The organism is Stenotrophomonas sp. PS02297, from assembly GCF_029959705.1.
In the GTDB taxonomy this organism is placed as follows: domain Bacteria; phylum Pseudomonadota; class Gammaproteobacteria; order Xanthomonadales; family Xanthomonadaceae; genus Stenotrophomonas; species Stenotrophomonas nitritireducens.
Genome location: NZ_JASCOS010000143.1, coordinates 1 through 7935 on the forward strand (window position 1 = coordinate 1; position 7935 = coordinate 7935).

Annotated in this window: 10 protein-coding genes; 4 read left to right on the plus strand and 6 right to left on the minus strand. The window is 71.3% G+C overall.

Features of this window, described 5'->3' with window-relative positions; all coding sequences use genetic code 11:
* Positions 1 to 661, plus strand: a 661-nt coding sequence (locus QMX80_RS17230; protein ID WP_282278396.1) for an amino acid permease, incomplete at its 5' end; no start/stop codon positions are given.
* Here QMX80_RS17230 and QMX80_RS17235 read toward each other — a convergent pair.
* A complete protein-coding gene (locus QMX80_RS17235) occupies positions 640 to 1260 on the minus strand; it encodes a cytochrome b/b6 domain-containing protein (protein ID WP_282278397.1) in 621 nt (206 codons plus the stop codon). The genes QMX80_RS17230 and QMX80_RS17235 overlap by 22 nt on opposite strands.
* Positions 1257 to 1928 (minus strand): hypothetical protein, encoded by a 672-nt coding sequence (locus QMX80_RS17240; RefSeq protein WP_282278399.1) that lies wholly within the window; start codon positions 1926 to 1928, stop codon positions 1257 to 1259. The genes QMX80_RS17235 and QMX80_RS17240 overlap by 4 nt, the downstream gene beginning before the upstream one ends.
* 125 nt (positions 1929 to 2053) lie before the next feature.
* Here QMX80_RS17240 and QMX80_RS17245 point away from each other — a divergent pair, with 125 nt between their 5' ends.
* The 3 genes from QMX80_RS17245 to QMX80_RS17255 all read left to right on the plus strand — a co-directional run bounded on the left by QMX80_RS17245 (position 2054) and on the right by QMX80_RS17255 (position 4632).
* The gene (locus QMX80_RS17245; RefSeq protein WP_282278401.1) at positions 2054 to 2602 is read left to right on the plus strand and encodes a sigma-70 family RNA polymerase sigma factor; all 549 of its coding nucleotides are present in this window, start codon (positions 2054 to 2056) and stop codon (positions 2600 to 2602) included.
* Positions 2595 to 3599 carry a FecR domain-containing protein gene (locus QMX80_RS17250; protein WP_282278403.1) on the plus strand — a complete coding sequence of 335 codons (1005 nt, stop codon included), beginning with the start codon at positions 2595 to 2597 and terminating at the stop codon, positions 3597 to 3599. The genes QMX80_RS17245 and QMX80_RS17250 overlap by 8 nt, the downstream gene beginning before the upstream one ends.
* A gap of 67 nt (positions 3600 to 3666) precedes the next feature.
* Complete coding sequence (locus QMX80_RS17255) at positions 3667 to 4632, plus strand: C13 family peptidase (RefSeq protein ID WP_282278405.1); 966 nt, start codon at positions 3667 to 3669, stop codon at positions 4630 to 4632.
* Positions 4633 to 4744: 112 nt separating this feature from the next.
* Here QMX80_RS17255 and QMX80_RS17260 read toward each other — a convergent pair whose 3' ends face one another.
* The 4 genes from QMX80_RS17260 to QMX80_RS17275 form a co-directional block, all read right to left on the minus strand.
* Positions 4745 to 6232, minus strand: a complete 1488-nt coding sequence (locus QMX80_RS17260) for a calcineurin-like phosphoesterase family protein (RefSeq protein ID WP_282278408.1) — start codon at positions 6230 to 6232, stop codon at positions 4745 to 4747.
* A gap of 158 nt (positions 6233 to 6390) precedes the next feature.
* Positions 6391 to 7026, minus strand: a complete 636-nt coding sequence (hisIE, locus tag QMX80_RS17265) for a bifunctional phosphoribosyl-AMP cyclohydrolase/phosphoribosyl-ATP diphosphatase HisIE (protein ID WP_282278406.1) — start codon at positions 7024 to 7026, stop codon at positions 6391 to 6393.
* Positions 7016 to 7792 carry an imidazole glycerol phosphate synthase subunit HisF gene (gene hisF, locus QMX80_RS17270; RefSeq protein ID WP_282278407.1) on the minus strand — a complete coding sequence of 259 codons (777 nt, stop codon included), beginning with the start codon at positions 7790 to 7792 and terminating at the stop codon, positions 7016 to 7018. The genes hisIE and hisF overlap by 11 nt, the downstream gene beginning before the upstream one ends.
* A partial coding sequence (locus QMX80_RS17275) for a HisA/HisF-related TIM barrel protein (RefSeq protein WP_282278409.1) occupies positions 7786 to 7935 on the minus strand: 150 nt, incomplete at its 5' end. The genes QMX80_RS17275 and hisF, both read right to left, overlap by 7 nt.

Here is a 7935-nt window from a genome sequence, read left to right on the forward strand (position 1 = left end):
GATCGGCCTGGAGGCGGCCACGGTGCCGGCCGGGTCGGTGGACGATGCGCCGCGCACCGTGGCCCGCGCCACCGTGGCCGGTACCGCCATCGCCGGAATCGCCACCGTGCTGGCCTGCACCACCGTGCTGGGCCTGCTGCCGGCCGACGTGCTGGCACGCTCCAGCGCGCCGATGGCCGACGCCGCGGCCGCGTTGTGGGGGCCGGCGGCCGGCGTACTGCTGGCGGTGGTGATGGCGGTGTCCTGCGTGGGCGCGCTCAACGGCTGGACCCTGCTCTCGGCGCAGCTGCCGATGGCCGCCGCGCGCGACGGTGTGCTGCCGCGCGCCTTCGCCCGCGAGAACGGCCGCGGCGCCCCGGTCTTCGGCGTCATCGTCAGTTGCCTGCTGGCCACCGTGCTGGTGATCTGCAACTACAACCGCTCGCTCGTGGACCTGTTCAAGTTCTCGGTGCTGCTGTCCACCGCGGCCACCCTGCTGCCCTACCTCGCCGGCGCCGCCGCATGGCTGTGGCGCGGCAACGGCGGTGCCTCGCGGCTGGCCGCCGCCGGCGCGCTGGCCTTCAGCCTGTATGCGCTGGGCGGCATCGGCGCCGAGGCCCTGCTGTGGGGCGCGGGCCTGATCGTGGCCGGGCTGCCGATCTATTTCTGGTTGCGGCGCTGATCCCGGCCGGTCGGCGCTGCGGGAAAGAGCCGCGCATGCCTGCCATCGGCCATGCTCCCGAAGCCCATGCGCCGGACGATGAACCCCTCCCGGTGGCGCATCTGATGGAACACGGCGGCCGCGGCATGCAGGCCGACCAGCGCTGACAGCAGCCAGGCCGCGTACACATGCACGTACCAGGCGACCGCCCGCCCCGTTTCGTCGGCGGGCGGGACGAACAGCGCGGGAACCTCCACGCCCGCGAACAGCACCCGGTCCGCGCCCATCCATACCCAGATCACATGGCCGCTGACCGGCAATACCAGTACCAGGACGTAGAGCAGTCCATGCGCCCACGTGCGGGCCCGACGGCGCCACGGCGATCCATCATCGTGGCCGGGTATCGGCAGCCACAGACGCAGGCCCAGGCGCAGCAGCATCAGGCACAGGATCAGCACGCCCAGCCGGAAATGGACCGGCAGCAGCGCATCGGAGAGCGCCCGCGGGGTCCCGTGTTCGGCCGCGAACCCGAGCGCAAGCTGCGATACCAGCAGCAGCGCCAGCAGCCAGTGCAGCACCCGCAGGACCAGGGGATACCGCTCCACGGCCTGGCCGCTCATGGAGCGCAGCCCGGGTAACCGGGAATGCCGCGGCCCAGCACGATGTCGCGGGTCGCCTCCCAGCCATCCGCGATCCGCACGGGCGTCACGATGCCCGGACCGCCGCGGCCCTGCGCGGCCCTGCGCGCGACCGCAGGGGTCAGGTACGGGTCGTCGCGGAACAGCACGTCGTCGATGTAGTACAGCGCGCAGCCGCGCTCGATCACGTACAGATGGATGTGCTGGGGCATGCGCGTTCCGGGGTAGCTGCCGGGGCGGATGGTGGAGAACGCATACCGTCCGCCGGCATCGGTGGCGACCCACGCACGCAGCCGCCCGTGCCGCCGGGCTCCCGGGTCCTGGTCCGTCCTTTCGCCCGGGTAGACGCCCTGCTGGTTGGTCTGGTGCGCGTAGACGATGACGCCCGGGCGCGGCCGTCCCTGCGCATCGGTCACCTGCCCGGCCAGGTGCAGGCGCTGTCCGGGTTCATCGGCAGGCGCCAGCCGGGCGCTGGCCGCCAGCGCCTCCGGCATGCCGATCAGCGGCACCTCGCAGTCCTCGCAGGGCAGCCCGACGACGGGGGTCGTAACGGCGTCGGCCCGCGAACAGGCGGCCAGCAGCACAAGCAGGGACGCGGCGCGGACAGTGCTGGCAACCAGGCACGGAAATGATGGCGGGGAGTGAGGCATGCGGGTTCTCCAGACGGATTCATCGATGAAGAGCACCCTCCGCGGCGCGGCGTTAACCGTCCCCACGTGTTAACACTCCGCTCCCGAGCCCCCTCTTTGCCTGTGTCTCCCAGACCCTCCCGGACATGAAGGCCGCGCCACTTCCCCTGGACATCGCCCGGCAGGTGCAGGACGCCCGCCGCGGATCGCAGGCCGCCTTCGCCTGGCTTTACCGCACCTTCGCCCCGCTGGTGCATGCCATCCACCTGGGCATGACGGCACGGGCGCGGGCGGAGGAACTGACCCAGGAGACCTTCGTCATCGCTTTCGGCAAGCTCGAGCAACTGCGCGAGCCGGCGCGCTTCGGCCCGTGGATCGCGATGATCGCGCGCCGGAACCGCCCCGCTGCCACCATCGACGAACGGGAACTGGCCGATGCGGACGAGCCCGCCTGGACGGGCACGGGCCCCGATGCGATGGCGCAGGCAAGCCAGGCGCTGCGCGCCATCCGCGAGCTGCCCGAGGCCTACCGCGAGACCCTGATCCTGCGCCTGGTCGAAGGCCTCAGCGGCCCGGAGATCGCCAGCCTCACCGGACTGACGCCGCAGTCGGTCCGGGTGAATCTTCACCGCGGCATGCACCAGCTGCGCGACGCGCTGGGCATCGCCAGCCAGCAGGAGACGAACGATGGGTGAGAAACCCGACCCGCTGTGGGACCCGGACGTGCCCGGCGATGACGCGCTGCAGCGCCTCACCTCGCTGCTGGGCGTTTACCGCCACGCGCATGGCCCGGTGCCCACCGCAGCGGAAGTCCGGCGGCCAGGCGCGGCGAGCGTGCGCAGACGCTTCATTCCCCTAGCGGCGGCCGTGGCCCTGGCCGCCTGCCTGGCCGGCTTCGCCGCCTGGGTGCCGTGGCGCCTGCAGTGGAGCGAGAACCGGCAGTGGGCCGTCGAGACACGCGCCCACGCGGTTCCCGCGGCGCTGGGCGTCGGGCAGACACTGGCTACCGCCGCCACGCAGTCGGCCACGATCCGGGTGGCGCGTATCGGCCGGGTGGAGGTGATGCCGCTGACACGGATCCGGCTCACGGACACCCGAACCGGGCACCACCGCATCGAGCTGCTGGAAGGCCGCATCCGCGCGCGGATCTGGGCACCGCCGGGCCAATTCGGCATTGCCACTGGCACCGGCGAAACCGTCGATCTGGGCTGCGCGTTCGAGATGGATCGCAACCGCGACGGCGGAGGCCGGATCCACGTCACCAGCGGCTGGATCATGCACAGCGTGGACGGCCAGGAGACCCTGGTGCCGGCCGGTTCGTATCTCGATTTCACCCGCGAACGCAGCGGCATCCCGTTGGCAGTGAATGCCGCCGCAGGGTTCCGGACCGCCGTCGGCCAGTTCGACCGGGCGATGTCGGCAGGGCAACGTCCGGCCGATACCGAGGCGCTCATCGCCCGCACCGCCACGGCCGCGGATCGCTTCACCCTGCTCACCCTGCTCACCCGCTATCCGGCGCTGGCCTCCGGACCGCTCTACCCCAGGCTCACCGCGATGTTCGACGGGGCGCCTCCGCCGGGGCACCGCGACGACTGGCTGCACGGCAGCGTGCAGGCGATGAACCTGTGGTGGGAGCAGATTCCGCGTCCGCCCAAGGCCTGGTGGCTGAACTGGCGCGATGCACTGGATTGAATGGCGGCGATTCCATGGCCGGGCGAAGTGCGCATACGATGCGTTCCGTTCCGTCCTGCCTGTTCCCATGCCTTCTGCCGCCACCGCCACAACCCGCCTCGCCCGGCACTCGCGCGCCATCGCCCTTGCCTGCGCCCTGGTCTGCGCCATCTGGCCGGCACTGGCACAGACGCCGGACACCCCGCCCTGGGAACCGACCACGCCTGTACTGGAAGGCGCGCAGCTGGCGCTGCTCGACGCGGCGCTGGCGCGGCTGCCGCCGCAGCGGCCGGGCGTGACCGACCTGTATGTGCTGGGCGTGGCCGGCGATGCCGACGAGGAGGTGTTCCGCAACGAGGTCGCGTACCTGCGGCAATTGTCGGCGCAGCGCTGGGATGCGGCCGGGCGCATGCTGGCGCTGGCCAACCAGCCCGATACGCTGGCCAGCGAGGGGGCGCTGCCACTGGCCACCTACGACAGCCTCGGCTACGCGCTGGATGCGCTGGGGCGGACGCTGGATCCGCGCGAGGACGTGCTGTTCCTGTACCTGGGCAGCCATGGCGTGGACGACAGCAGCGTCTACCTGCATACCGGCCCGGACGAGGAGGACTACCTTGCGCCGGAGGACCTGGCCCAGCTGCTGGACGAAGCCGGGATCGGCAACGCGGTGATCGTGGTGTCGGCCTGCTATTCGGGGGGATTCGTGCCGGCGTTGAAAGCCGCCAACCGCATGATCATCACCGCCGCACGCAAGGACCGCCCGTCCTTCGGCTGCGGCAATACCGACAGCGCCACCTGGTTCGGCCGTGCGTTCCTGGTCGAGGCGCTGAACGCCACCAACGATTTTGCCGCCGCTTTCGGCCTGGCCCGCGATACCGTGCGCCGCCGCGAGAAGGAGGAAGGCGAACTACCGTCGCAGCCGCAGTTTTTCGCCGGCAAGGCGATCACGACGGTGCTGGCACGCTGGCGTGCCGGGTTGCCGCCGAGCGCGCCGGTGCCCTATCCCTTCGTGCACTCGCCGCCGGCGGGCAACAGCAACCGCAAGTCCCCATAGGAGCGCACCTTGGTGCACGCTGGGGCCTGCATGCAGGCCCCTCCGCACCGGCCCGCCCATTCAAGACGGGAAGGCCTTATCGCGCACTGAAGCGCGTTCCCGCCGGCGGATATCAGGGTTGCGCGTCCTGCAGCCGGTAGGTGGTGTGGCTGCGGTACTCCCTGCCGTTGAGCGTGGTGCGCACCTCGACCGTGTGCTCGCCCACCTCCAGCCGGGTCGGCAACGCCGCGCGCCACAGGTGCGAGGACGGCGTGGCCTCGGGCGAGCGGTCGTAGCCGCGCAGGCGCGCGGCCTGGTCGTCGGCCACGTTCTCGGCCAGCAGGCGTGGATCGGGCTGCTCGACCCGCTTCATCGGCTGCCATTCGCCGTCATCGACACGGAATTCCACCGGCAGGCCGTCATGGCCCATGAACACGTTGGCGTACACGCCCCAGGCCGGATACGCGCCATGGCGCAGCACCTTCGGCGCATGCAGGGCGATCTGCTCGTCCTCGGCCGCGCGGGCGACGCGGTATTCCACGCTGTAGCTCCCCTGCGGCCGCACGTTGAGCAGGCCATAGCCGTTGGGCGTGCCGTCGGACATGGTGGTGTCGGGAATGCCCTGCGCGTCCTTCACCCCGGACCAGAACGCGCCGCAGGCCGCGCCGACGTTGTATTCGTGCAGCGGCCGCGCGCCCTTCCAGCCCTGCGCCGCGCTCCAGAACACCTGGTTCTGGTTGTGGGTATGGCCGCTCAGGACCAGCGGGTGCGGCACCTTTTCCAGCAGCGCGAACAGGCGCGCGCGGTCCCCGGCGCGGAACACATGGTCGAACAGCGGGATATGGATGCCCAGCACCACCAGCCGGTCCTTCGGCACCGTCGGCAGGTAGCGTTCGAGGAAGGCGAACTGGTCCTCGCGCAGGCCGCCGACATAGGCCGGCTTCTGCCCGGGCTGGGCGACGACGTCATCCAGCCCGATGAACACCATCGACGGTTCTTCCCAGGCATAGGTGTCCGGGCCGAGCTGCCGGTGGAAGCTGTCCAGCGACTGCGCATCGCTGTGCGCGCCGATGTCCATGTCGTGGTTGCCCGGTACGTGCAGCCACGGCACGCCGAGCGAGGTCACCGCCTTGACCAGCAGCGGATACAACGACGGATCGTCGTTGGTGATGTCGCCCAGGGTCATGCCCAGGCGCGCGCCGTGCCGGCCGCGCAGCGGTGCGACGATGTCGCGCTCGAAATAGCTCACGTCCAGCGGGCTGGCGGTCTGGCTGTCGGCCATCACCAGCGCCTGGAAGCTGTCCGGCGCGTCGGCCTGCGGCACTAGCGCGAACGGCCGGCATTGCCCGCCGCCCGCCTCGCCGGCGCGCGGGCGCCAGATGTCCGGCAGGCCGTCGGCACGCGCGGCCGCGCGGTATCGGGCGGGCTTGATGACGAACACCGTGGGCTGCGCCGAATCCGGCAGGCGATAGCGGCCATCGCGGTCGGTGACGGCGATGTGCTCGCCATCGGAAACGCGGATGCCGGCCAGCGGCTTCTCGTCCGCATCGCGCACGCCGTTGCCGTTGGCATCGGCGAACACCAGGCCGTCCGTGCAGGAAGCGGCCGTGGCGAACGGCATGCAGGCCAGCAGCAGGCCGGCAAGCAGGAAATGGCGCATGGAAGCCTCGTCGGGCGAACGGACAGGCGGCCATTATCGCGCCGCCATGCGACATGCGCATGGCGATGGGTTTGCCGTGGACGGCGGATCGCAGCAGCGCCGTGGGGGGGCGCCCCTGTTCAGCCCGCCGCCTTCTCCGCGGCCCTGGCATGCCGCTGCTCCAGCACCGCCACCGCGTCGTCCAGCGACAGCCCGCGCGCACGCAGCAGCACGATCAGGTGGAACAGCAGGTCGGCCGATTCGCCCAGCAGTTCGTCGTCACGCTGGACCACACCGGCCAGCGCCGTCTCCACGCCCTCCTCGCCCACCTTCTGCGCGATGTGGCGCGTGCCCTTCTCGAACAGTTTCGTGGTGTAGCTGTTGAGCGGGCGGTCGTGCTCGCGCTGCCGGACCAGCGCGTCCAGCGCGCCCAGAAACTGCCCCGGCGCGTCGCCGAAACAGCTGGTGCTGCCGGTGTGGCAGGTGGGCCCATGCGGGCGCGCGGTGACCAGCAGCGTATCGGCGTCGCAGTCGGCACGGACCGCCACCAGTTCCAGGTGGTTGCCCGAGGTCTCGCCCTTGGTCCACAGGCGTTGCCGGCTGCGGCTGAAGAAGGTGACCTTGCCGCCCTGCAGCGTCCTGTCCAGCGCGGCGCGGTCCATGTAGCCGAGCATCAGCACCCGCAGCGTGGCCGCGTCCTGCACGACGACCGGCATCAGCCCGCCGACCTTGTCCCAGTCCAGTGCGGCCGGGTCGAAGGGGGTTTCAGTAGACATCGCGTACCTCTATCTGTTGTCCGCGCAGGAAGCGCTTCAATTCCGCAATGGCGATCACGCCGGAGTGGAACACACTGGCCGCCAGCGCGCCGTCGACGTCGGCCTGCTCGAACACGTCGGTGAAATGCCGTGGCTCGCCGGCGCCGCCGGACGCGATCAGCGGCACGCTGCACAGGGCGCGGGCCTGGCGCAGCTGGGCGATGTCGTAGCCGCTGCGCACGCCGTCGCTGTCCATGCAGTTGAGCACGATCTCGCCGGCGCCGCGCTGCTGCGCCTCGCGCAGCCAGTCCAGCGTCAACCGCGCCTCGGCGCGGGTCCTGGCCGGGTCGCCGGTGTAGGAGCGCACCCGCCATTGTCCGTCCGGCTCGCGGATGGAATCGATGCCGACCACCACGCACTGCTGGCCGAACGCCTCGGCCAGCTCGCCGATCAGCGCCGGCCGCTCCAGCGCCGGGGTGTTGATCGAGATCTTGTCGGCGCCGGCGTTGAGGATGCCGCGCGCGGTGTCCACGTCGCGTATGCCGCCGGCCACGCAGAACGGGATGTCGATCAGGCGCGCGACGCGCTCGATCCAGGCGCGGTCCACCGAGCGCCCTTCCGGGCTGGCGGAGATGTCGTAGAACACCAGTTCGTCGGCGCCGTCGTCGCGGTAGCGCAGCGCCAGTTCGGCGATGTCGCCCATGTCGACGTGGTCGCGGAAGCGCACGCCCTTGACCACGCGGCCGTCGCGCACGTCCAGGCAGGGAATGATGCGGCGGCTCAGCATGCCAGCGCCTCCTCCAGCCGCAGCCGGCCTTCGAGCAGCGCCTTGCCCAGCACCGCGCCGGCGCAGCCGGCCGCGCGCGCCGCGGCCACGTCGGCCACGTCGCGCACGCCGCCGGAGGCCTGCACCGCCACGCCGGGCAGCCG

Bases quoted from the DNA above. Each gene is read 5' to 3' on its own strand.
- QMX80_RS17260 (WP_282278408.1), bottom strand. From the start codon at position 6,232: ATGCCGTTCGCCACGGCCGCTTCCTGCACGGACGGCCTGGTGTTCGCC.
- QMX80_RS17250 (WP_282278403.1), top strand. From the start codon at position 2,595: ATGGGTGAGAAACCCGACCCGCTGTGGGACCCGGACGTGCCCGGCGAT.
- QMX80_RS17240 (WP_282278399.1), bottom strand. From the start codon at position 1,928: ATGCCTCACTCCCCGCCATCATTTCCGTGCCTGGTTGCCAGCACTGTC.
- hisF (WP_282278407.1), bottom strand. From the start codon at position 7,792: ATGCTGAGCCGCCGCATCATTCCCTGCCTGGACGTGCGCGACGGCCGC.
- QMX80_RS17245 (WP_282278401.1), top strand. From the start codon at position 2,054: ATGAAGGCCGCGCCACTTCCCCTGGACATCGCCCGGCAGGTGCAGGAC.
- QMX80_RS17235 (WP_282278397.1), bottom strand. From the start codon at position 1,260: ATGAGCGGCCAGGCCGTGGAGCGGTATCCCCTGGTCCTGCGGGTGCTG.
- hisIE (WP_282278406.1), bottom strand. From the start codon at position 7,026: ATGTCTACTGAAACCCCCTTCGACCCGGCCGCACTGGACTGGGACAAG.
- QMX80_RS17255 (WP_282278405.1), top strand. From the start codon at position 3,667: ATGCCTTCTGCCGCCACCGCCACAACCCGCCTCGCCCGGCACTCGCGC.